Source organism: Enterococcus sp. DIV1421a (assembly GCF_051711025.1).
Lineage (GTDB): Bacteria > Bacillota > Bacilli > Lactobacillales > Enterococcaceae > Enterococcus_B > Enterococcus_B hirae.
Window position 1 is genome coordinate 610407 of record NZ_JBIOLU010000001.1, and the last position, 23944, is coordinate 634350.

The window sequence follows — 23944 nt, forward strand, 5'->3', positions numbered from 1 at the left end:
ACACTTTTTGATATTGGCGAAATTCGCCAATATCTTTTTTATGATTTAAACGGTATAGAAAAGACATTATTCACTATTTGGGGGCTATTTAACCAGAGAAACCGAAACCTATACGACAACTTTGCGAACATTTAGAAAGTTTCTGACACAGATCCGAAATGCCCTCTGCTACAATTACTCAAATGGACCACTAGGATGTTTAAACAAGCCTATCAAAGTATTTAAACGAAATTTTTATCATTTCAAACGGCGAATTTTGATTCGTCACGGTAAAACTTTTTTAAGCAAATAAAGATACTCAGATTAGTAGGTTTTTATTTCCTATTTTTTTCAACTGGTATCAGATTTAAGCACTTATGACTGTTATTTTCGCTAGGAACAATTTCTTAAAAATGGATAGTTTTATTATTTCAATAAAATAATCATTGCTAAATCAACGATTTAAGACGGTTGTAGAATTTTTTCCAGATTGTTTGTTGACAAAAATAAAAAAACCATCTTACCATTAGTTTGTGGTTATAACCAGTTTAAAAGAAGGAGAAACCTATGGGAAATTCTTTTAAAAACAAAGCTTTGTATCATCAGTTGGTAGATTTACTTAAAAATCAGATGGAAAGTAACATGATACCCCATGATAAATTACCCTCTGAACGAGAATTAACTGCTCAATACGGAGTTAGTCGGACAACGGTTCGATTAGCTTTGAAAGAGTTGGAAAATACAGGTTATATTTATCGGAGACATGGAAAAGGAACATTTGTATCCGATATCAAAAAGAACGTAGCAGATTTAGCAGGAACTTATAGCTTTACTGAACAAATGAAAAGTTTAGGTAGAACTGCTGAGACGCGGATCTTAGCTTTTGAAAAAATTGAAGCGGACAAATTTATTGCAAAACAATTGAATCTTTCATTAGGAGAAGTAGTCTTCAAATTAAGTCGATTGCGGATAGCTGATCGGGAACCGCTTATGATCGAAGATACCTATTTGCCAGTCAAATTTTTCTTATCATTAAATGATCAGCTTTTAAGAAGCAAACCTCTATATGATCTGTTTTCCGAGGATTTTAATCAGACCGTTCGATTGGCAGATGAAGAGCTATATGCAAGTGTTGCCTCAAAGGAAGATGCGAAACAGCTGATAATCTCAGAAGGAGCACCTGTCCTTCATTTAGCACGTCAAACCTATAATATGAAAAATGAAATTATCGAATTTACTTTAAGTGTCGCCCGTGCGGATCAATTTCATTATCAGATCCGCCATATTCGAAATAGTTAGGAGAATCGAAACATGTTTACAGTAGGAAAAGAAAAACTGGATCAGCTGGGTGCTGAGATCACGACTCGCGAAATACGCCAACAGCCGGAACTTTGGGAAGAAACCCTTGATCACTATCAAACAGTTCAAAAGGAATTAGATAATTTTCTTGCAATAGTTAAAGAAAAGGCAAATGGTCAGCGAACACGTGTAATCTTCACTGGTGCAGGAACATCTCAATATGTAGGAGACACGTTAGTTCCTTATTTGCGCAAGAACGGTGATCGCCAAGCATTTAGCTTTGAAAGTATTGGAACGACTGATATTGTCGCAGAACCTGAAGAGTATTTAATTAAAGAAGAACCAACTTTACTTGTATCATTTGCGAGGAGTGGAAACAGTCCTGAAAGCTTGGCAGCAGTTGAAATTGCAAATCAGGTGGTTGATACGATCTATCATTTATCAATTACGTGTGCTGTAGAAGGAAAACTAGCTCAAATTAGTCAATCCGATTCCAATAGTTTTTTATTCTTGATGCCAGCACGTTCCAATGATAGTGGCTTTGCTATGACTGGTAGCTTTTCCTGCATGACTTTAGGAGCTTTGTTGACATTCGATCAAACAGTATTAGTGAAGAAACAACAATATCTGAAGGTTTTAAGTAATTTAGGAAATGAAGTAATTAACCGAGTAAATGAAATTGAAAAAATCGTTCAGCTTGATTTTGAACGCATTGTTTATGTTGGTTCAGGAAGTCTAGCTGGATTAACAAGGGAAGCGCAATTGAAGATTCTGGAATTGACAGCCGGAAAAATTGCTACCATCTTTGATTCATCAATGGGCTTTCGCCATGGTCCAAAGTCGTTTATTAATCAAAAAACAATCATGTTCGGTTTTGTTAATAATAATCCTTACACGCGTGATTACGACTTGGATGTCTTAGAAGAAGTGCGTGGAGATGAAATCGCTTCCGGAGTGTTCGCCATTACTCAACCAGGGCAACGGAATTTCACTGGCGATAAATTCGAGTTTACAACTGAGGCCGAATTATTGCCAGATGGCTATTTAGCACTAAGCTATATCATGGTTGCCCAAATAGTCGCTTTGTTATCATCGATTAAAGTGAATAATAAACCAGATACACCATCACCAACAGGAACAGTTAACCGAGTTGTAAAAGGTGTAACGATTCACAAATATAAGTAAAAATAAACTGGGAGGAAGAACCATGATTACATTAACCAGAGGAAAAAAAGCAGCAATGGATCGTTTATCGACAAAAGATGGTATTATCAGTGCCTTAGCGATTGATCAACGCGGAGCATTAAAAAAAATGATCAAAGCCTTAAATGTAGAATTAAATGATGAACAGATTGAGCGTTTCAAGGAGTTAGTTTCTAGTGAATTAACCCCTTATGCATCTTCTATTTTATTGGACCCAGAATATGGTCTTCCTGCTGCAAGTGCACGACATGAAGATGCTGGTTTGTTGTTGGCCTATGAAAAAACCGGCTATGATGTAACAACACCGGGACGATTGCCTGATTTATTAGCAGATTGGTCAGTTTTACGATTAAAAGAGCAAGGAGCCGATTCGATTAAGTTTCTACTTTATTATGACGTAGATGAAGATCCGGAAATCAATCATCAGAAGCATGTCTTCGTAGAACGTTTAGGTAGCGAGTGTGCCGAAGAAGATTTGCCATTCTATTTAGAATTGCTATCATATGATACCCAAATTTCAGATGTTCATTCACTTGAATATGCCAAAGTAAAACCGCATAAAGTCAATAGCATGATGAAGGAATTTTCGAAACCACAGTACAAAGTAGATGTTTTAAAGGTAGAAGTTCCTGTCAATATGAATTTTGTAGAGGGTTTCAGTACAGATGAAGTAGCGTATACCAAAGAGGAGGCGGCAAAGTACTTCTTGGAACAAAGTCAAGCGACAGATTTGCCTTTTATTTTCTTGAGTGCCGGTGTTTCTACGAAGCTATTCCAACAAACATTGTTTTTTGCTAAAGATTCAGGTTCGACCTTTAATGGTGTGCTTTGTGGTAGAGCTACTTGGAAAAATGGTGTGAAGCCGTTTATCAAATCTGGTGAGGAATCTGCTCGTGCCTGGCTGAAAAGTGAAGGTCGTGAAAATATCGAAAGCTTGAACAACGTTTTGGCACAAACAGCCAGTTCTTGGTATGACAAAGTCCAAGTTGAAAAAGAAGCAGCTGTGAACTAGGAGGAGAGCTCGTGATAGTAACTGTAACGATGAACCCGTCAATTGATATTTCCTATCCGCTTGCTTCCTTGAATGTGGATACTGTCAATCGAACAGATCAAGTTAGTAAAACAGCAGGTGGAAAAGGACTTAATGTAACCCGAGTAATCCATGATCTAAAGGGGGATGTACTCGCTACAGGAGTTCTCGGTGGGTTTCATGGGGCGTTTATTGCAGATGAATTAAAGCATGCCGGTATTAAGCAGAAATTTACAGAGATCAAAGAAGAAAGCCGAGATTCAATCGCTATTTTGCATGAAGGAAATCAAACTGAGATTTTGGAAGCGGGACCAACAGTTTCCTATGAAGAACAGCAGAATTTCCTAGAAAACTTCAAGGAGCTAATAAAAAAAGCAAAGATTGTCACAATCTCAGGTAGTCTTGCAAAAGGATTGCCATCAAATTTTTACCAAACGTTGGTCCAATTGACAGAAGAGCAGTCCGCAAAGGTTCTTGTCGATACCTCTGGGGAAAGCTTGCATCAGGTTTTAGCTGGCAAACAGAAGCCATTTTTAATCAAACCAAATCTTGAGGAATTATCGACACTACTGAGACATTCATTTTCGATTGATCGATTAGAAGAAGTCCAGGAAGAATTGATTCAACCTATCTTCGCAGGTATTGAATGGATCATTGTTTCTCTAGGAAAAGCTGGAGCTCTCGCAAAACATAAAGATTGTTTTTATCGAGTTACGCTCCCTACGATAAAAGCAGTCAACCCAGTTGGTTCAGGAGATGCTACAGTCGCTGGATTTGCCTACGGCCTATCACAAGAAATGGATGAAATAGAACTTTTGAAGTTTTGTATGGCTACTGGTATGGCTAATGCACAAGAAGGACAAACAGGTCATGTTTCACCGGTGAATATTCAATCGCATATTGAAAAAATAACTGTAAAAAAGATTGAGTGAAAAAATCGATCTAGATAAAATCAATGATTTTTTGAGACCAACTCAATTTGGTAGAAGTTCCATTTTTTGTAGGATTCAACGTACTCCAGTAGTTGTTGTGAACCTCTACGTTTCGTCACTCGGACTTGCAGAACGGTCGTTTCATCGGTAAGAATCTTTAATAATTTCGCAACATTTAAAGGAGTTGGAAATATAATTTTATTTGTTTCCGTAAAATATTCCTCATTCATGTGGATATTGTAGTCTTGTTTAAAGCGCTGACAGCTGGAATTGTAATAACACAATTCTTGAGAATTAGGATCCACATATTGTTCGGGCAAATAAGTTTGCTGATAGATATATGCAGTTTTTTAGTTTTTCGTAAATGTCTGATGTAATCATAAAATGCTAAGGCTGGCAGTTTAAGCTTGTTTAAATAGTGTGGATCATTCCCTCGAGCGATTGATAAAACTTGGACTTGATCATTACTGATAGTGAATAATTCAATGTCAGAAAACTAGACCAGTTTTTCTTTACGTGAAACAAATGAGTCACGACCTTGATGACGAATTATGAATCCATCCTTTATTCATTCAGGGAGCGAATGACTGTAATAGAGCTTACGTTAAAAATTTATATTAATTCTGCTTCTGTATAAAGTTTATTGCCATTTTGGGATGTCTAAATTAACCCTTCAAACAACATCAAAGAATTAAACTTTTCGTTAGAGTCTTTGGTTTTGTATGTATAATTTGATTTTAACACGTTCTGTTATGTTGGATAGGGTTGACTTTCTATTTCAAATTATTTGATATATCAATATATTGAAAACGCTTTTATTTAAGGAGGGAGCTTTTGAACACATTTGAGATTAAAGAAGATTTTCTTCTAAACGGTAAGCCCTTTAAGATACTCTCAGGAGCTATCCACTATTTTAGAGTGGATTCAGCCGATTGGTATCACTCGTTATATAATCTGAAAGCATTGGGATTTAATACAGTTGAAACTTATGTACCATGGAATCTACATGAACCTAAAAAAGGTGATTTCCATTTTGAGGGAATTTTGGACTTAGAACATTTTTTGTCCATTGCTGAGGAATTAGGACTATACGCGATTGTTAGACCATCTCCATATATTTGTGCAGAATGGGAGTTTGGTGGTTTTCCTGCTTGGTTACTTAATGAGGGAACTCGGATCCGAACAAATGAAACCGTTTATTTGAACCATGTGGCAGATTATTATGATGTTTTAATAAAAAAAATCGTGCCGCATCAGCTGACAAATGGTGGAAATATTTTAATGATTCAAATTGAGAATGAATACGGTTCTTATGGAGAAGAAAAAGACTATTTACGTTCGATACGTGATTTAATGTTGGACAGAGGAATAACAGTGCCATTTTTCACTTCGGATGGACCATGGCGTGCGACACTCAGAGCAGGCAGCATGATTGATGAAGATATTTTAGTTACTGGAAATTTTGGTTCAAAGGCTGAAGAAAATTTTTCTTCAATGGAAGCTTTCTTCAATGAGCATGGGAAAAAATGGCCTTTAATGTGTATGGAATTTTGGGATGGTTGGTTTAATCGTTGGAAGGAACCGATTGTACAACGTGATGCAAAAGAATTAGCTGAGGCAATCAAAGAGGTCGTGCTGAGAGGAAGTATTAACCTGTATATGTTCCATGGAGGAACAAATTTTGGATTTATGAATGGTTGCTCAGCTAGAGGAGTGATTGATTTGCCACAGATTACTTCTTATGATTACGGAGCACTCTTAGACGAGCAAGGAAATCCAACCGAAAAATATTATGCAATCCAGACAATGATTCATGAAACGTTCCCTGATATCCAACAAATGGAACCTTTGACAAAAGACACAATGGAAATGAAAGATATTCCATTAATTGATAAAGTCAGCTTATTTTCAACATTAGATACAATTAGTCAATCAGTAAAAATGAAATATCCAGAAACGATGGAAACGTTAGGACAAAATACAGGTTATATTCTGTATCGCACCTCAATAAAAAAAGATGCAGAACATGAAAGACTGAGAGTAATCGATGGAAGAGACCGTAGCCAACTATTTTTAAATCAAAAACTGCAAGCTACACAATATCAGACAGAAATTGGTGAAGATATCATTGTTCCAATGCCTCAGGAAGACAATCAATTAGATATTCTAATTGAAAATATGGGGCGTGTTAATTATGGTCATAAATTATTAGCCGATACACAAAAAAAGGGAATTCGTACAGGGGTCATGGCTGATCTACATTTTATCACTGATTGGAATCAGTATTGTTTACCACTAGAGTCATGTGAGAAGGTTGATTTTTCAAAGGAATGGCATCCTAACCAGCCAAGTTTTTATCGCTATGAAGTAACACTTGATGAAGTGGAGGATAGCTTCATTGATCTATCAAAATTTGGGAAAGGTGTTGTATTTGTTAATCAGACCAATATTGGACGTTTTTGGGAAGTTGGGCCAACACTTTCGTTATATATTCCGAAAAGCTTATTTAAAAAAGGAAACAATGAAATAGTGATTTTTGAAACAGAAGGAACTTTCCAACCAGAGATCCAATTAGTAAAAGCACCACTATATAAAGAAATGAAAGAAGGATAAACAATGAGTATTATCGGAGTAAGAATTGATGGACGTTTAATTCATGGACAAGTAGCCAACTTATGGACAACCAAGTTGAACATCACACGGATTATGGTTGTAGATGATGAAGTTGCAAAAAATGATATTGAAAAAAGTGGATTAAAGCTGGCAACTCCACCAGGAGTTAAATTAAGTGTATTGCCGATTGAAAAAGCTGCTAATAATATTTTAGCAGGAAAATATGATTCTCAACGATTATTGATTATTGCTCGGGAGCCGGATCGTTTATTGAAGTTGGTAGAATTAGGAGTCCCAATTGAAGAAATTAATGTTGGGAATATGTCACAGACGAATGAAACACGGTCCATTACTAAATCAATCAATGTGGTTGATCAAGATGTAGAAGTATTTAACAAATTACAGGCTAAAGGTGTTCGCTTAGTAGCGCAGATGGTTCCAAGTGATAAAGCAGAAAATTTTATGGCTTTGTTAGCGAAATAGGAGGATAAATAAATGGATATCTTATGGTGGCAGATCTTATTATTAACATTATACGCAGGGTATCAAATTTTAGATGAGTTACAAATTTATTCATCGTTGAGTGCACCCGTTTTTGCCGGATTATTTGCTGGTCTAGTGATGGGGGATCTAAAAGCAGGACTTATTATTGGTGGTAGTATGCAATTGACTGTACTTGGTGTTGGTACCTTTGGGGGTGCATCAAAAATTGATGCCAACTCTGGAACGATTTTAGCGACAGCTTTCTCAGTAGCGCTAGGAATGAACCCAGAGCAAGCAATTGCCGTAATTGCGGTACCAGTAGCTAGCTTGATGATTCAATTAGATATATTAGCCCGTTTTGCGAATACGTATTTTGCGCATCGCATTGATAAATTAGTTGAAGATATGAACTACAAAGGGATCGAACGTAATTTCTTAATGGGAGCCCTCTCTTGGTCACTTTCTCGTATGATTCCCGTTTTTCTAGCATTAGCATTTGGAGGAGGACTAGTAGAACAAGTGGTAGCCGTGCTAAATGGTGATTTGAAGTGGTTAGGCGATGGATTATCAGTAGCTGGAGCAGTTTTACCAGCTGTCGGTTTTGCTATTCTACTACGTTACTTGCCAGTTAAAAAGCATTTCCCTTACCTAATTTTAGGATTTACGTTAACGGCATTACTAGGAACCGTCTTTACTAACATGCAGGTTTTAGGAACGGGTGTTGCAGGGGTTGTGAAGAATTTCGAAGGAATATTTAATTCACTTCCAATGTTAGCAATTGCACTAGTTGGATTTTCTTTAGCAGCCATCAGTTACAAAAATGGACAGCTGATACCACATTCACCAGCACCTAAAGATGTTACATCGAATGATTCAGATGAAGGAGAGATTGAAGATGACGAAATCTAATTATAAGTTAACGAAGGAAGACTTTAAGCAGATCAATCGCAGAAGCTTGTTTACTTTCCAATTAGGCTGGAACTATGAACGGATGCAAGGATCAGGCTATCTTTATACAATTCTGCCGCAATTACGCAAGCTTTATGGTGATAATTCTCCTGAATTAAAAGAAATGATGAAAACTCATACACAATTCTTTAATACATCAAACTTCTTCAATACTATCGTTACTGGGATTGACTTGGCTATTGAGGAAAAGGAAGGTATTGATGGTAAAGACACTGTCTCAGGTTTAAAAGCTGGGTTGATGGGGCCTTTTGCAGCAATTGGTGATTCGATTTTCGCAGCGTTAATTCCAACAATTTTTGGAGCCTTAGCAGCCAATATGGCAATTAATGGCAACCCAACTGGAATTTTTATTTGGATTATCGCACAAATCGCTGTTATGATTTTCCGTTGGAAACAATTAGAATTTGCTTATCGTGAAGGAATCTCTTTAGTTACCACGATGCAACATCGCTTAACTGCCTTGACAGATGCTGCAACTTTGTTAGGGGTCTTCATGGTTGGAGCGTTGGTCGCTACCATGATTAATGTAAAATTGTCTTGGGCACCAAGTATTGGTGATGTGACGTTAAACATGCAAAACAACCTGGATATGATTTTACCACGATTATTACCAGCCGGTATCGTTGCAGCAATTTATTGGATGCTTGGCAAAAAGAATATGACTTCTACTAAGGCAATTTTCATAGTATTAGTGGTTTGTGTAGCATTATCAGCTTTAGGCGTGATTTCAAAATAAGTCAGGCTGATTCCAATTAGTGATGAGGAGTGGTTCAATGGGAAAACAATTAGTTTTAATTAGTCATGGACTTTTCTGTGAAGAATTGAAAAAAAGTACAGAAATGATAATGGGGCCTCAGGAAAGTATTCACACAGTAAGCCTTCTTCCTTCTGAATCAGCGGAAGATTTTCGTGAAAAGTTTGAAACAGTAATTGCCAATTTAGATGATTTCGTAGTATTAGCAGATTTAATGGGTGGCACTCCGTGTAATGTAGTTTCAAAAATAATTCTCGAGGGTCAAGTAATTGACTTATACGCAGGCATGAACATGCCAATGGTGATTGACTTCATTAACAGTCAATTAATTGGAACAGAACTTTCATTAATCGAATCTGCTACAAGTAACATTTGTTATGTGAATGGACGGATTTTCAGTGATGACGATGATGAAGATGAGTAAGATAAAATATATGAGTGATGAAGCCAAAGAAATATTTCTCTGATCAGACTATAGATAAAAGACATTTCAAACTTGTAATTTGAGTTTGGAATGTCTTTTTATCTAGTTTTGTTCAAAATTTTGGACAAAAAAGAGACCCTTTGTCAAATGATGTTGGCAAAGAGAAATTCTAGAATGATTGGTGAAAGATTGAGAAAAAAGTGTTCAGCATCAAAATTTTTTGAAGATGCCGCTTTTGTCTCATTCTCCATTTTTTTATTTTATGATTAACCGCATAAAAAAGTGGGACATTAATTAGATTTTTTCTGATTAATGTCCCAGACTCGTCTACAGACTGAGAACTTGGAAGGGATACTTTCAGGACTTTTTTAAACGGTTGACTCAATGGCTTCTTTATACTTTTCAAAAAGGGGGATAATTTGCGTGCGCTTTTTAATGTCAAGTTTAATAAAAATATTGTGGACATGAGTTTTAACCGTTCCTAATGAGAGAAAGAGCTGGTCAGCAATTTCCTGATTGGTTCGATGTGACAGTAGCAATATAAAAATTTCCGTTTCTCGTTGAGTAAACTGGTGATCCTGACAAAAGTCTTGAATCAAGAGAGAGGTGTCTTGCTTTTGTGTTTTTTCTTTCTGAGGTTGATATTTTTTGATAAAGAAGTGCAGTAATAAAACACATATAACAATCGAAAAAATATCCTCTGAGACACTACGATTATAAATTTTTGTCACTAAGGAGCTATATTGATCGACATTGAAAATCACGAAACTATCTTCAATAATGATCAAAATACTAAAGAAGAGATTGATGAACATCAATTGCTTTAAATAGTGTTTGTTCAGCAAAGGTACATCCTTTTTTGTTCCTCGCCAACAATAAATTCCTAGGTAAAACAGGAAGAGTTGATTGCCCAGATAATAGAGCCAGACTTTAAAGGCTGAATTATCCATCAGTGGGATGGTAATCATCCAAACAGCCAAAGCAAGCAGTAAAGCATAATGGAGAGGGGAAAGTTTTTCTTTTTGTAGTTCGGCAAGAATAGAAATGGAAAAAAAGGCGTTTCCCATAAAAATAATCGTTTTAACTGCTGGCGCACTCATAAATGCTTGATCATAACTTTGTGCAAAGGAATTGAGGAACTCCGTCATATAAATAATCGTGTTATCAAAAATGAAGAATGCCAAATACAAACTGATCCAGAGAAATAAGTTGTTTTTTTCTTTTAAATAAGCATAAATAGCAAAAGTCATCGTGATTGAATATAGAATGATCAATAGAATGTTGTAAACAAAAATAGCTATCATATTGAATCCCCTTTCATTTTTTTCCTTACCTCAAATTTCTTATTTTAATTATAACACCGATTTTTTTATCTTTACTTTTAATTCCTATAAACTTCCTTCTAAACTTTTGTAAACCCTTGGAAAATAAATGGTTTATATCCAAAAATAAACCAGCCTGTAGCACGTATAGATCGACAATGATAACGTTTACAATCAATAGCTTATCGTAAACTCTCACTTTTTTTCCTAAAGTGAAGATGCAAAGCAAACAAATTACTTAGGGGGTTTCATTATGGGAAAAAAAGATTTTATTACAACTGAAAATTACATGAAGGAAGAGATTCAACAAATTGTTGACCTGTCATTGAAAATCAAAGCGGCCATCAAGAATGGTTTTTATCCTCCTTTGCTAAAGAACAAAGTGTTAGGGATGATCTTCCAACAGTCTTCTACCAGAACGCGGGTTTCGTTTGAAACAGCAATGACACAATTAGGGGGGCACGCAGAATATCTAGCACCAGGGCAAATTCAATTGGGTGGTCATGAAACGATAGAAGACACGAGCCGAGTTCTTTCTCGTTTAGTTGATATTTTGATGGCTCGTGTGGAACGTCATCATAGTGTGTATGACTTAGCAACGAATGCCACGATCCCAGTTATTAACGGTATGTCTGACTTCAACCACCCAACGCAAGAAATTGGCGATCTTTGCACCATGATCGAACATCTTCCAGCAGGCAAAAAAATTGAAGACTGCAAGGTTTCCTTTATTGGAGATGCCACACAAGTCTGTTTCTCTTTAGGATTGATTGCAACAAAAATGGGAATGGAATTCGTTCAATTTGGACCAGAAGGGTTCCAGTTAAACGAAGACCATCGCGCCCGACTAGACGCAATTTGCAAAGATTCTGGCGGCTCCTATACGATATCCGATCAAATCGATGTTATTGAAGGTTCGGATTTTGTTTATACAGACGTCTGGTATGGACTGTATGAAGCTGAACTATCAGAAGAGGAACGCATGCGTATTTTTTATCCTAAATACCAAGTGAATACGGACCTGATGAAACGTGCTGGGGAACAAGCGAAATTTATGCACTGCTTGCCTGCCACTCGTGGGGAAGAAGTCACAGATGAAGTCATGGATGGACCGAACTCGATCTGTTTTGATGAAGCAGAAAATCGGTTGACTTCGATTCGCGGTCTCTTAGTGTACTTGATGCGGGATTATGCGGAAAAAAATCCAATCGATGAGACCAAAAAAGCAGCGGCTAAAAAAGACTTGGAAGCTTTGCTAGGTGAAACATTTTAGACGCAAGAGATGAGGAAAGGAAATAATCTGCGTATCATGACGATGCGTGAGGATTGTCTCTGTTCTAGAGGAGGGCTAACGATCTGAAAATCGATTCTTTCTAGCAGAATCTTGATCTCACATTAATGCAGCTTTTATGCCACACCAGGATTCATGTGAGATGAGTCCGCTGGTTGCAAGAATCGTTCAATCGTTGGTCCAACCTTATTCCCTTGTACCGGAAAGGAAGAAAACAATGGGAGAAAAGAAAAAATTTAGTTTGATGAGTGCTATATTATCTGTTATTTGTGTTGTATTTGTGGCAGAAGCGGCTGCACCGGTAGCAGCAATCGGAAATTCACAATTTTTTTGGTGGATCTTTTTATTGATTGCATTCCTTTTGCCCTATGGATTGATCTCGTCAGAGTTAGGAACAACTTATATCGGTGATGGAGGTATCTATGATTGGGTGACACAAGCCTTCGGACATCGCTGGGGATCTCGCGTTTCTTGGTATTACTGGATCAATTATCCACTGTGGTTAGCTTCTCTAGCAGTAGTCTGCCCTGATTTATTGATGACGATCACAGGCAGCGAATTTTCAACAGCTGCTGCTATCATGATCGAACTGATCTTTATATGGATCATTGTTTGGATCAGTTTTTATCCGGTCAGTGACAGTGTGTGGATTTTGAATGGAGCAGCTGTTATCAAAATGCTGCTGGCAATCTTGATCGGTGGCTTAGGTCTCTATACTGCGTTTACTAAGGGTGTGGCGAATGAGTTTACTCTTTCTTCCATGCTACCAAGTTTCAATTTAAAGAGTTTGTCCTTTATTTCAGTAATCATTTTTAACTTATTAGGATTCGAAGTGATTTGTACATTCGCGAATGATATGGAAAATCCTAAAAAGCAAATCCCTCAATCGATCATTGCCGGTGGACTGGTGATTGCAGCCATTTACATTTTTTCTGCATTCGGGATCGGTGTAGCAATTCCTACGGATCAGATTAGTACAGGCAGTGGATTGATGGATAGTTTTAAGTTATTGACAGGATCAACAGGCGGCTGGTTCATTATTTCGATGGCCTTTTTATTCTTACTGACATTGTTTGGCAATATGATTTCTTGGTCGTTAGGGGTTAACAATACTGCTTGTTATGCAGCCGAAAATGACGATATGCCGAAAGTATTTGCCAAACGCAGCAAAAAAAACGGCATGCCTACTGGTGCGGCGATTATGAATGGTATTGTTGCTTCTATCGTTGTCATCATCGCACCAATTTTACCAAATCAAGATTTATTTTGGGCATTTTTCTCGTTGAACCTAGTAATGTTCCTACTATCATATGTACCTGTTTTTCCTGCGTTTTATAAATTGCGCAAAATCGATCCAGAAACACCTCGACCTTTCAAGGTGAGCGGCAGCGACTTGTTCTTGAAGGTATTAGTCGCACTACCGATGATCATGATCGTGATCTCATTGATTTTCACAGCGATTCCTTTGCAGTTTGATGCTGAATCGCTGAGTCAGCAATTACCAATCACGATTGGAGCAATTATATTTGCCCTCGTTGGTGAAATCATTATCTGGATCAAAAAAATCAAAAAAGAAGGAGTGCTGTATCATGGCAAAGCGAATCGAAAAGACCACACCGAAACAAGACGGGTTTAGAATGCCTGGAGAGTTTGAACCACAAGAGAAAGTATGGATGATTTGGCCAGAGCGTCCGGATAACTGGCGTGATGGAGGCAAACCGGCTCAAGAAGCATTTGCCGAAGTTGCAAAAGCGATCAGCAAATTCACGCCAATGAATGTGGTCGTGTCGCAACAGCAATATCAAAACTGCCGTCGTCAATTGCCTGCCGACATCACTGTCTATGAAATGTCGAACAACGATGCTTGGATTCGTGACTGTGGTCCTAGCTTTGTCATCAACGACAATGGTGAATTACGAGGCAATGACTGGGGATTCAATGCTTGGGGCGGATTAGTCGATGGCTTGTATTTCCCTTGGGATCAAGACGATTTGATTGCACAAAAGATCTGTGAAATCGAGCACGTGGATTCGTATCGAACGGAGGATTTTATTTTAGAAGGGGGCTCCTTTCATGTTGATGGAGAAGGCACTGTTTTAACGACTGAGATGTGTTTATTGAGTGAAGGTCGGAATCCTCATATGACAAAAGAAGAGATCGAACAAAAATTATGTGACTACTTAAACTGTGAGAAAGTACTTTGGTTAGGTGACGGGATCGATCCGGAAGAAACCAATGGGCATGTGGATGATGTGGCATGTTTTGTTCGTCCCGGAGAAGTGGCTTGTATCTATACTGAAGATCAAAACAGCCCATTTTATGAAGCGGCTCAAGCTGCTTACAAGCGTTTGAATGAAATGACCGATGCCAAAGGTCGCAAATTAAAAGTTCATAAGCTTTGTTGCCCAGTAGAGAATGTCACGATCAATGGGGATTTCAAGATCGATTACGTAGAAGGAACGATGCCACGTGAAGATGGCGACATTTGTATTGCTTCTTATATGAATTTTCTGATCACGAACAACGGTGTGATCGTTCCTCAGTATGGAGATAAAAATGATGCGCTGGCACTTGAGGAAATAGCAGAATTCTTTCCAGATAAAGAAGTCGTAGGCGTAAATACAGTTGAGATCGTATACGGTGGTGGAAATATTCACTGTATCACACAACAACAACCGCAAAGATAGGTGGAGGCTTATCTCAAAAATTGTCATCGCATTGGGTGGAATTTTAGGCGACGCTGCTCATGAACAATTGACCAAAGCCCAAAGCAGCAAATTCGATTACTGACCTGATCAATGACGGCCGTTTATTCGTTTTTAGAGATACTAGAAGAGACTGAGACAACTTTTGTCCCAATCTCTTTTTTTTGTTTCATTAACTATCATTAGCTGACGATCAGCTTGGTGATTCAACCATTAGAGGAAGCCAGATGTGGGTGAGATCTTTTCATAGTTTTCCCAAGCCCATAAAAATCTCCTAGGTACCTTTTAAGTATATTTTAAAACAATAATGCATATATATACAAATCGAATCATTTTTAAGAGGTTGTTTTAAGAAGGGGAAATAAGGAACTTTCTTAGTTTCAGTAAACGATTAATTCTTTTTTACAGGTATCAAGATTTCAAATACACGTTTTTCAGGAATCGTGGTAGTAATTTCATCTTGCCATAATATTTTCCAAAAAAATCTTTCTGGAATAAATTTATTTTTTTGAAAATAGTTCAGTAGTTTCTGATTGATTTCTTGCTTATTATAATTGGAATCCTCTATGAAGAAAGAGACATATGTTCCATTCGATCTGGTTATAATTTTCTCTGCGTCGTAAAGATGACTTTGTTCCTTGTTTATTTTAATTAGTGACCTAAAAGGAGTTTTTTGAATGTCAGAAAAAATAGAATCTTCTACTAAAAAATTTATAGGATAGCCATTAAATAAATCTTTTTGATCTAAGGATAAATAAAAATCACTATAACTAGATAAAGAATCGATGGAGTCGTAGTAATGAGAATGCATTAAATCAGAACAAATAAAAGATTCTTCTTCTCTATAAGAATGAGTAATTATATCAAAATTTATATTTTTCAATGTTGTATACCGATCGATATAATTTTCTAAAAACGTCTGCATATGTTTTAAGTCATTGATTTTTTCATCTAAAATTTCTTTTCGCTTTTTAAATTCTGTCAGCGTGTCATCCATGTTTCGATTATCGAGAAAATATTTAATCTGTTCTAAAGGTACATCAAGAAATTTCAAGGTTAGTATAACGTCTAATTCAAAGCATTGGTCACAAGTATAATATCTATAACCATGAGTAGATATTTTTTTTGGTTTGAATAAATCAATTTGATCATAATAAATTAAGGTTCTTCTACTTAAATTGACGTATTTTGCAAATTCACTGATTGTTAAATAATTATTCATAATTACCTCCTTGAATGTAACGTAACGTTACAGTTTATTCTAGCAGAGCAATAACCCAAATTCGTTATAAAAGGAGATTCTTATGTTAAGTTTAATCGAAATAAAAAAAGTATTTGGAAATGAAATAGTATTGAATCATTTATCAGGAGATTTCCAAAAAGGCCTCAATTTTATTTACGGTCCATCGGGTAGTGGGAAGACAACACTATTAAATATCATTAGTGGTATGGATCAAAATTTTGAAGGAGATGTTTATTTTAACAATCAGTCGATGAAACGTTTTACGAAAAAAGAACTATCCGACTATTATTACAATTCAATCGGTTTTATCTGGCAAGATTACCAATTGATAGAATACTTAAGTGTAGAATGTAACATTGATTTAGTTCTAAGCCTATCGAACTTAAATAAAGCAGAACGAAAAATGAAAGTAGCAAAGGTATTAGAGGAACTAGGAATATCTGGATTAGCTAAAATGAAAGTGGCAAAATTATCTGGCGGACAAAAACAACGAGTAGCGATAGCTAGAGCATTAGTAAAAGATCCAGAAATAATCATAGCAGATGAACCAACTAAAGCATTAGATCTTTTAGCTGCTAATAAAATAATGACGGAGCTAAAAAAAATCGCTAAAGAAAGAATAGTGATAATAGTCACTCATGATAAAGGTTTAATTGAAAAAGACGCAAATGTCTATAGCATGGAGCAAGGACAACTAAAATTAGTAGGGCAAAGTAAACAACACTCAAAAGATGATGGGAAAAACAATCGATTGAATAAACCTCCTTATTTATCTTTAAAAAATTGTATCTCTCAATCTTTTAACATTCTAAAAGGCGCATCCATATATTCTATATTAACGATTATTTTACTCATACTTTCTTCCTTTTTTATGTTGATTAATTTGAGTGGGGAAATAAAAGAAAAACAAGATGATAATTTTAGCCGTCTCGTTAAAGAAAGAGGAGAGACGATCAAAGATATTTCTTTGTCAAAAGAATCGACAGGTGGTGGTCCTTCTGGTTCTCTAAAACAAGATACTTCAGGAGCAGTAGATTTATTAAAAGATGATCCCAGAGTAGATTTTGTGGCACCCTTGGAAATAGTGGGTGATTTGAAACTAAACGTAGGAGATTTGATTAAAAATTATGAAGTGAAGGATAGCTTTAACTTTCCTGCAATTACGAAATTGATAGCTGGAAGATACCCTTCAATTGGAGAAATAGAAGTGGCTGTTCCTAAACGGTTACTGGATTTACTAGGTCTAAAACCCACCGACGTAATCGGGAAAAACTTAAATATGACAGGACTTATAGACGTAAATCCAAAGATGGGAAGCAATGAAATTACAGGATCAAAGGTCTCATTAAATGATGTAAAAGTAGTGGGAGTCATTGAAAATAATCCTAAAGGTGGAGCAATTACCAGCACTTTAGGAAGACGTGACGGGAAACTAACGGATGGCCCGTTGTTGTTTAGTGTAGAAGCTATCAAAAAAATGCGCCAACAAGCAGGCATTGAGAAATCGATAAGTTATAACGTAAGAGCAAAAACATTAGATGATATTTTACCTATCGTGAATAAACTACAACAATCAGGTTTACAACCTTCTGGAGATTTTAGCATGATTGAAGATATGCTCCGATTGAGAAAGAAAAATGAGGAGCAAGGGGTTACCATCAGTTTGATATTCTTTGTATTGTCACTAACAATTAGTATTGTTCTGGCTTTGTTCAATTTTTATATAAAGAAAAGTGAATTTCGTTTTTTCAAATTCAATGGTTTCAGTAATAAAAATATTTTAAGTTTAATCATTTCAGAATACTTTATACTTGGAATAATGTCTTCTCTTCTATTTCTGATAACTTTCCCAATGCTTAGTCTTTTAAGTCAAAAATTATTTAGTATATATATAGTATCTACTAATAACTTAGTTTTGGTATTGTTGCTACCATTTGTCCAATCAATAATAATCAGTATCCTATCCTACTTATTATTTCTTAAAACTAATCCTACTCATAAAATGAAACAAGGTGATTCGAATGATTTACTTAAATAATGTCAGTAAAAAGTACAAAGATTTGGATATACTACTACATGCCAATTATCGATTTAAAGATGGTACGTTAACTTGTGTATTAGGGAATAGTGGAGCTGGTAAATCAACATTATTAAATTTAATAGCAGGCTTAGACATAGATTATGATGGGAAAATTGAAAATTTATGTTTTAAGGAAAAAAATTTCTCAAATAAAAACTTGTCTAATTATAGATTCAACAATGTGGGATTTATTTTTCAAGATTATCATCTCTTAAATGGATATACAGTACTTGAAAATGTCATAATGGGGGCACATTTAGACTCTGAACTAACGAAAGAAGAGAAAATCGAAAAAGCATTGAATTTATTAACGGAACTGGGATTAAAAAACAAGGCAAATCAAATGGTCCATAAGTTAAGCGGTGGTCAAAAACAAAGAGCATCTATAGCGAGAGCCTTAATGAACGATCCTAAAATAATTCTTGCAGATGAACCAACGGCTGCTTTAGATGAATTAAATAGTGATGGTGTCATGAAGATACTAAAAAGGTTGGCAAGGAATCGAACCGTGATTGTTATTACACATAGTGAAAAAGTTTCAAAGTACGCCGATGAAATAGTCTGTTTAAAAAATCATACAATAGAAATAGTTAAAGAAAAAGAGCGATATGAATTAGACTATAGTAAGGAAAGTCAGACTTTCACAGCGAAAAAAGCTAAAGAGATTGTCCCAAAACTCAACTCAAAATTACTTTTTTGGATAGCAATCAGGAATTTTAGAATACATTTTTTAAAAAATTTACTTGCTATCGTATTGATTTCATTAGGAACGGTCTCTTTTATTTCAACGTTAGGAATAAAAAATACAATAAAAAATGAAATACAGTCATTTAAAGAAAAAAATGATTACTATAGTAAAGGATCAATTGCTTTTTCAAAAAAGCCTTTATCTGAAGGGCTTACTTATTTACAAACATTACCAAACGTTAAGGATGTGTATTACCAATATAATCTCCAAAATATTCATCTTAAATATGATCATAAGAATAAACACTTAGATACTAAATCGCCAACGTTGATTTCTTCCAATCTTTCGATGATTTATGGGGACATGCCTAAAGATAATAGGAATGAAATCAGTCTATCTTTAAGTGTTGCCTCGTCTTTGAGTAAGAATATTAATCAATTAGTTGGAAAGTACGTTGACTTTGAATACTTTGATAAGGAGGGACAAAAACATAAAATAAAAATGAAAGTGAGTGGTATCTCAAACGATACTTTTGATAACTTTACAATGAGTACGAAGCTGGAAAAGAAAATTTATAAAGAAGTAGCTAAAGGTGAGGCTTCTGCTATAGCGTTTAGTGTGAAAAATTTTGAGGACATTCCCAAAATTCATCGCCTGCTGAAAAGTAAGGGGTACGATATATACACTAAGGAAAAAGACATTCGTGCTTTTAAAAATAGTTTTGCTGATACTATAAAGTTGTTCACCATATTATCCAATTTACTTTTACTCCTATTTATCTCTGTTAGTTTTATTATAATCTATCGAATTTCTATCACTAGATATTCTGAAGTTGGTATACTAAGTTGCTTAGGATATAGTACCAGAAATATCTCTAAGATATTGAGAAGAGAAACCGTTCTATTTTGTCTACTATCCGTCTTATTTAGTAGTATATGGCTTCTTATTTTTAATACTGTATATAGCCATAACTTTGGTTATAATCTAGAGTTTAATTTTCAACTAGGGCTGCTTTTGGTGTTAGTAAATATTGGTTTAGTTTTTGGCATAACTGGTTTTGTTAATTATCGATTGGTCAACCTATCACCTAGTCTGGCTTTAAAAAAATAAGATCTTTAACTTTAGAAATATAGTACTGACTAAGAGTCTGGGACTGAGACAAAATGATATGCTCCCCCTATATAGGACACTGAAATATAAAAGTCCTGTATAGGGGGGATTTTGTATGCCGAAAAGAAAGATGAAACTCACTCCAGAAAAACGAGTAGAACTAGTAGAAAGCTATTTGAATGGTGAAGACAGTATGACCAGCCTAGCTCGCACTGCAGGCATTAGTTGGGCTGCTTTAAGTAACTGGGTTATGCTTTATGAGAATGAGGGGCCTACTGGCTTATTAGCAAGACGAAAGAATACACACTATACGATTGAAACAAAGATTCAGGCTGTAAATGATTACCTAAATGGTTTAGGGAGTCTGTCGGAAATTACTAAGAAATACGGACTAAGACAGTCTAAACAACTACGAAATTGGATAAAGATATATAATACTCATGGAAACTTCAAAACAGAAAGCGGTGGAAGTCAAATGAGTCAATCAAGAAAAACAACCTTCAAAGAACGGGTGGAAATTGTCCACTATTGTATTGTGCATGATCATAACTATGGCAAAACGGCTATCAAGTATCAGGTATCGTACCAACAAGTACGTAATTGGGTACTAAAATATAAGGAAATGGGCGAAGCCGGCTTAAAAGATCGTCGAGGACATCGAGCTGGAACAGAACCCAGTCGGACACCAGAAGAAGAAATGCGTGATCGACTGGCTGAACAAGAACGCAAAATTAAACTGTTAGAAATGGAAAATGACCTCTTAAAAAAAGTCAGGGAGTTAGAAAGGAAGTGGGACTAGACCTCATCCGTCATATCTTTGAATACCAAGCAATTAAGGAACTCCATGATCTCAAAAATTATTCGATAAAATTAATGTGTGATTTTTTACACGTCTCCAGATCAGCGTATTACCGTTGGTTAAAGCAACCAAAATCAGCTCAAACTATCTTTAACGAGCACCTGGCAGACCTAATAAGATACATCTATGAAGCAGATAACGACAAGGGGTATCGGAGAATCCGTGACGATTTGGTTCAAAACTTTGGTTTGCACGTCAATGACAAAAGAGTCTTGCGGATTTGTCGTAGTCTTCAAATTAAATCTACCGTCAAACACCAGCCAAGCGGAATTACTAAAGCGTCCAATAATCCTTATCATATTGCCAAGAACTATCTAAATAGAAATTTCCATGCAGATAAACCAAATGAAAAATGGCTAACTGATATCAGTGAATTCAAGTACACTCTAGGAAACCAAGTAAAAAAAATTTATCTTAGTGCCATTCTAGACTTAGCAGATCGGCGTATTGTTTCTTTCGTCATTAGCGATAGAAATGATAATAAGTTGGTTTTTGATACCTTTGACGAAGCGATTCGACTTGAACCTGTGGCTCATCCGCTATTCCATAGCGATCGAGGGTTTCAGTACACCAGTAAAAACATGAGAAATAAAATCAAAAATCAAGGGATGAAACAAAGCATGTCTCGTGTAGCCCATTGTATTGATAATGGGCCAATGGAAGGGTTCTGGGGAACATTGAAACGTGAAAAATACTATCGTCGTAAATTTACAAGACGCGAAGATCTCGTATCGATGATCGAAGATTACATCAACTACTATAACAATGGCCGTTATCAACGATGCTTGAAATCCAAAACGCCATTACAAGTTCACCAACAGCTTTTAATGGCAGCGTAATAATCGTATCTCTTAGATGGGTGAAATGTCCTTTGTTTCGCACATCTGAGGGATACGCCAACCAAGCGCAGCCGAGGTTTAAACAATGAAAAACAAAAGAACTGTTTGCCACAAAATTAGCAAACAGCTCTCTAAAAATTTTATTATATTTCCGTGTCCACTTGACGGGGAGCCAACCAAAAGTTGTCTCAGTCTCTTCTAGTATCTCTAAAAACGAATAAACGGTGATACAAAAGTAGCATCTTCGGAAATAAGCCGAAATTTACCAAAAATTTGAGAAGCAATTTTCGGAAATTCCTTCTTATTTCTTGATGCTGAACACTTTTGTCTCAACCTCAGTTTTTTTGCTTTTATTTCCCACAAATCTTAGGCTATTTTTATGAATTGAAAAAGTATAAATATGATCGAAGAAGTGTTATTCGCAGTTCAAATAATGAACATTCCATTTCTTCTGCTCTTACTACACCAGCTCTTCAAGTACTTGTTTGATTGCCAGCAGATCGGCTAATGTGACTTGGGCATTGATCAGTAAAACGGGGACGGTTTCAAAACTTTCTGTTAAAGGAGCGGTACTAAGGCAGAGATCATAGTCTTCGTTTTCAAAATGGCTGCGAATATCCAGATGGTAGTAGCTTTGAAAAGAAGACTCGATACGTTCTTTGATTGTTAAAGAAAGTGCCAAAGGTAAATCTGTTTCGAGTTTAAGGTTGATTTTTTTCATAAAGGTGGATGGTGGTGAAACCAAGGTCCAAGCAACCGCTACATGTAACGCAAGTCCTTTTCGTTTGCTATCTGAGGATGAGTAAAGATCAATTTGATCTAACAATTGTTCAGAACGCATCAAAAGGTTGGGAAAATTCTGCGAGACATAGTGCTGTAGATTATAGCCGGTCAAGGTATGGATCGTCTCTCCAAATAGTTCGACGGACAAAATTCCAGAAAGAATCGTTCGCAAAATCAAGTTCTTTTTTCTGGTAGACAATTGTTGAGAGTCTGTATCTTTCAGTAACAAATGGATGATTGCTTGCAAATAAGAACGATTTTGAACGCTTTCCTCTTGGATGGCAAAATAATCAGCTAACTGCTCTTTAGAAAAAGTGAGATCCAGATTTGATCGTAGCCACAAGAAAATAAAATGGCTCTCCATTGTTTCGAGTAAGAAGTGTTCACTCAACTCATCTGTCAGTTTTTTTAAGAGTGATGAATGCTGGTCCGTCAATTGTTGGAAGATTTCTTGGTCTTTAGGCGGTAGATCAGGAGCTAAAGTGATCATTTCAGATGTTATTTTTTTGCCTTTTCTAAACCGAATAATCGTCACGGCTAGTACATAAGTAGTAATTTTTAGTTCAATCTCATTGAAAGGAATTTCATTGATTTCATAAAAGTGTCGGGCGAGCATTTCACATTTTTGTTGAGAAATACCTGGAAATGGCCAGTGAAGACCAGAAAAATTTTTCCAAAAAAAAGCAACCATAAAATAGCGAATACGAGGTTCATCACCGACTAAATAGAGCGTTCCTTTATTTTTTTTTACGGTAAACCCCAATGGCTGTAGTAGCGTTTCTAGTTCATAGCTTCGCTTTCGTACAGTAGATTCGGATAAATAATTCTCGTAGGCGAATTTGACTAGATTCACTTCATTTTCCAACAATAAAGTTTCAAATAAATTGAAAAAAGGATTTTCTTGTAATATTTTACGAATCACCGTTTTATAGTCTGTTTTGGTTCCTGTGAATTTATAGCCGAGACCATGTTTTGTATGAAAAATTGGTTCACGACTTTCATCTGTCATTAGGGAATGATTGCTTAGGACATCGTAATATTTGTAGATCGAACGCCGATCCATATTGAGGGCTTGGCTCATTTCTTCAATCGTTACAAAGCGCTTTTGATGATATAAAAAATGCAAAAGTTCGATTTCTTTTTTGACATCATTTCCAAAAAAATCATTGAATATTTCCATAAAAAAACTCCTAACCAAAGATTTCCCTCGATTCTTAGCTGTTACTTGATGCCATCTTATCATAAAAAGAGGATTTTAATGTATTCCAAATGTACATTTTTTTAGCTCAGAAAAGATTCCAGGAAATTTATACTAGCAATTGTTGAAAAAATTCTAGG

Annotated in this window: 19 protein-coding genes and 1 pseudogene; 17 read left to right on the forward strand and 3 right to left on the reverse strand. The window is 36.0% G+C overall.

The genetic code is table 11. The features are described from left to right. Positions 1-58 precede the first annotated feature (58 nt). The 10 genes and pseudogenes from IGK21_RS02910 to IGK21_RS02955 form a co-directional block, all read left to right on the forward strand. Positions 59-292: pseudogene (locus IGK21_RS02910) on the forward strand (transposase); the annotation flags it as partial. A gap of 254 nt (positions 293-546) precedes the next feature. Next, positions 547-1278 carry a GntR family transcriptional regulator gene (locus IGK21_RS02915; protein WP_010719963.1) on the forward strand — a complete coding sequence of 244 codons (732 nt, stop codon included), beginning with the start codon at positions 547-549 and terminating at the stop codon, positions 1276-1278. A 12-nt stretch (positions 1279-1290) separates the two neighbouring features. Continuing rightward, entirely contained in the window at positions 1291-2463 is a 1173-nt protein-coding gene (gene agaS, locus IGK21_RS02920) for an SIS domain-containing protein (RefSeq protein ID WP_034699678.1), read from the forward strand. A 22-nt stretch (positions 2464-2485) separates the two neighbouring features. Continuing rightward, positions 2486-3493, forward strand: coding sequence for a tagatose-bisphosphate aldolase (lacD, locus tag IGK21_RS02925; protein ID WP_010719961.1), 1008 nt, complete (start codon positions 2486-2488; stop codon positions 3491-3493). 11 nt (positions 3494-3504) lie between these two features. Then, positions 3505-4443 carry a hexose kinase gene (locus IGK21_RS02930; RefSeq protein ID WP_034699681.1) on the forward strand — a complete coding sequence of 313 codons (939 nt, stop codon included), beginning with the start codon at positions 3505-3507 and terminating at the stop codon, positions 4441-4443. 834 nt (positions 4444-5277) lie between these two features. Next, positions 5278-7056 (forward strand): glycoside hydrolase family 35 protein, encoded by a 1779-nt coding sequence (locus tag IGK21_RS02935; protein ID WP_034699684.1) that lies wholly within the window; start codon positions 5278-5280, stop codon positions 7054-7056. A gap of 3 nt (positions 7057-7059) precedes the next feature. After that, positions 7060-7539 (forward strand): PTS system mannose/fructose/N-acetylgalactosamine-transporter subunit IIB, encoded by a 480-nt coding sequence (locus IGK21_RS02940; RefSeq protein ID WP_010719958.1) that lies wholly within the window; start codon positions 7060-7062, stop codon positions 7537-7539. A 12-nt stretch (positions 7540-7551) separates the two neighbouring features. Further along, entirely contained in the window at positions 7552-8448 is an 897-nt protein-coding gene (locus IGK21_RS02945) for a PTS mannose/fructose/sorbose/N-acetylgalactosamine transporter subunit IIC (RefSeq protein WP_010719957.1), read from the forward strand. Next, positions 8435-9244, forward strand: coding sequence for a PTS system mannose/fructose/sorbose family transporter subunit IID (locus tag IGK21_RS02950; protein WP_010719956.1), 810 nt, complete (start codon positions 8435-8437; stop codon positions 9242-9244). The genes IGK21_RS02945 and IGK21_RS02950 overlap by 14 nt, the downstream gene beginning before the upstream one ends. A 37-nt stretch (positions 9245-9281) precedes the next feature. Then, positions 9282-9686: a PTS sugar transporter subunit IIA gene (locus tag IGK21_RS02955; RefSeq protein WP_010719955.1), complete on the forward strand. Its 405-nt coding sequence runs from the start codon at positions 9282-9284 to the stop codon at positions 9684-9686. Between the two features lie 368 nt (positions 9687-10054). On the opposite strand, the gene IGK21_RS02960 is transcribed toward IGK21_RS02955, so the two are convergent. Beyond that, positions 10055-10990: a response regulator transcription factor gene (locus IGK21_RS02960; protein WP_034699687.1), complete on the reverse strand. Its 936-nt coding sequence runs from the start codon at positions 10988-10990 to the stop codon at positions 10055-10057. A gap of 271 nt (positions 10991-11261) precedes the next feature. Between IGK21_RS02960 and ptcA the strand changes: the two genes are divergently transcribed. The 3 genes from ptcA to aguA all read left to right on the forward strand — a co-directional run bounded on the left by ptcA (position 11262) and on the right by aguA (position 14986). Beyond that, positions 11262-12281, forward strand: a complete 1020-nt coding sequence (ptcA, locus tag IGK21_RS02965) for a putrescine carbamoyltransferase (RefSeq protein WP_034699693.1) — start codon at positions 11262-11264, stop codon at positions 12279-12281. A gap of 235 nt (positions 12282-12516) precedes the next feature. Then, positions 12517-13935 (forward strand): APC family permease, encoded by a 1419-nt coding sequence (locus tag IGK21_RS02970; RefSeq protein WP_034699696.1) that lies wholly within the window; start codon positions 12517-12519, stop codon positions 13933-13935. Continuing rightward, a complete protein-coding gene (gene aguA / locus IGK21_RS02975) occupies positions 13889-14986 on the forward strand; it encodes an agmatine deiminase (protein WP_034699699.1) in 1098 nt (365 codons plus the stop codon). The genes IGK21_RS02970 and aguA overlap by 47 nt, the downstream gene beginning before the upstream one ends. A gap of 409 nt (positions 14987-15395) precedes the next feature. On the opposite strand, the gene IGK21_RS02980 is transcribed toward aguA, so the two are convergent. Continuing rightward, positions 15396-16226, reverse strand: coding sequence for a MerR family transcriptional regulator (locus IGK21_RS02980; RefSeq protein WP_010719950.1), 831 nt, complete (start codon positions 16224-16226; stop codon positions 15396-15398). An 82-nt stretch (positions 16227-16308) separates the two neighbouring features. Here IGK21_RS02980 and IGK21_RS02985 point away from each other — a divergent pair, with 82 nt between their 5' ends. The 4 genes from IGK21_RS02985 to IGK21_RS03000 all read left to right on the forward strand — a co-directional run bounded on the left by IGK21_RS02985 (position 16309) and on the right by IGK21_RS03000 (position 21823). Beyond that, the gene (locus IGK21_RS02985; protein WP_181914825.1) at positions 16309-18285 is read left to right on the forward strand and encodes an ABC transporter ATP-binding protein/permease; all 1977 of its coding nucleotides are present in this window, start codon (positions 16309-16311) and stop codon (positions 18283-18285) included. After that, the gene (locus IGK21_RS02990) at positions 18269-20125 is read left to right on the forward strand and encodes an ABC transporter ATP-binding protein/permease (RefSeq protein ID WP_181914826.1); all 1857 of its coding nucleotides are present in this window, start codon (positions 18269-18271) and stop codon (positions 20123-20125) included. The genes IGK21_RS02985 and IGK21_RS02990 overlap by 17 nt, the downstream gene beginning before the upstream one ends. A 115-nt stretch (positions 20126-20240) precedes the next feature. Beyond that, positions 20241-20924, forward strand: coding sequence for a helix-turn-helix domain-containing protein (locus IGK21_RS02995; RefSeq protein ID WP_034700759.1), 684 nt, complete (start codon positions 20241-20243; stop codon positions 20922-20924). Beyond that, positions 20915-21823 carry an IS3 family transposase gene (locus IGK21_RS03000; protein ID WP_197538272.1) on the forward strand — a complete coding sequence of 303 codons (909 nt, stop codon included), beginning with the start codon at positions 20915-20917 and terminating at the stop codon, positions 21821-21823. Before IGK21_RS02995 ends, IGK21_RS03000 begins: the two co-directional genes overlap by 10 nt. Before the next feature lie 460 nt (positions 21824-22283). Here IGK21_RS03000 and IGK21_RS03005 read toward each other — a convergent pair whose 3' ends face one another. Next, positions 22284-23786, reverse strand: coding sequence for a helix-turn-helix domain-containing protein (locus IGK21_RS03005; protein ID WP_053765885.1), 1503 nt, complete (start codon positions 23784-23786; stop codon positions 22284-22286). Between the last annotated feature and the right edge of the window lie 158 nt (positions 23787-23944).

What these genes read in the sequence shown, in the direction of transcription:
- IGK21_RS02915 (WP_010719963.1), top strand. Translation starts at nt 547, where the DNA reads ATGGGAAATTCTTTTAAAAACAAAGCTTTGTATCATCAGTTGGTAGAT.
- agaS (WP_034699678.1), top strand. Translation starts at nt 1,291, where the DNA reads ATGTTTACAGTAGGAAAAGAAAAACTGGATCAGCTGGGTGCTGAGATC.
- lacD (WP_010719961.1), top strand. Translation starts at nt 2,486, where the DNA reads ATGATTACATTAACCAGAGGAAAAAAAGCAGCAATGGATCGTTTATCG.
- IGK21_RS02940 (WP_010719958.1), top strand. Translation starts at nt 7,060, where the DNA reads ATGAGTATTATCGGAGTAAGAATTGATGGACGTTTAATTCATGGACAA.
- IGK21_RS02945 (WP_010719957.1), top strand. Translation starts at nt 7,552, where the DNA reads ATGGATATCTTATGGTGGCAGATCTTATTATTAACATTATACGCAGGG.
- IGK21_RS02950 (WP_010719956.1), top strand. Translation starts at nt 8,435, where the DNA reads ATGACGAAATCTAATTATAAGTTAACGAAGGAAGACTTTAAGCAGATC.
- IGK21_RS02955 (WP_010719955.1), top strand. Translation starts at nt 9,282, where the DNA reads ATGGGAAAACAATTAGTTTTAATTAGTCATGGACTTTTCTGTGAAGAA.
- IGK21_RS02960 (WP_034699687.1), bottom strand. Translation starts at nt 10,990, where the DNA reads ATGATAGCTATTTTTGTTTACAACATTCTATTGATCATTCTATATTCA.
- ptcA (WP_034699693.1), top strand. Translation starts at nt 11,262, where the DNA reads ATGGGAAAAAAAGATTTTATTACAACTGAAAATTACATGAAGGAAGAG.
- IGK21_RS02970 (WP_034699696.1), top strand. Translation starts at nt 12,517, where the DNA reads ATGGGAGAAAAGAAAAAATTTAGTTTGATGAGTGCTATATTATCTGTT.
- aguA (WP_034699699.1), top strand. Translation starts at nt 13,889, where the DNA reads ATGGCAAAGCGAATCGAAAAGACCACACCGAAACAAGACGGGTTTAGA.
- IGK21_RS02980 (WP_010719950.1), bottom strand. Translation starts at nt 16,226, where the DNA reads ATGAATAATTATTTAACAATCAGTGAATTTGCAAAATACGTCAATTTA.
- IGK21_RS02985 (WP_181914825.1), top strand. Translation starts at nt 16,309, where the DNA reads ATGTTAAGTTTAATCGAAATAAAAAAAGTATTTGGAAATGAAATAGTA.
- IGK21_RS02990 (WP_181914826.1), top strand. Translation starts at nt 18,269, where the DNA reads ATGATTTACTTAAATAATGTCAGTAAAAAGTACAAAGATTTGGATATA.
- IGK21_RS02995 (WP_034700759.1), top strand. Translation starts at nt 20,241, where the DNA reads ATGCCGAAAAGAAAGATGAAACTCACTCCAGAAAAACGAGTAGAACTA.
- IGK21_RS03005 (WP_053765885.1), bottom strand. Translation starts at nt 23,786, where the DNA reads ATGGAAATATTCAATGATTTTTTTGGAAATGATGTCAAAAAAGAAATC.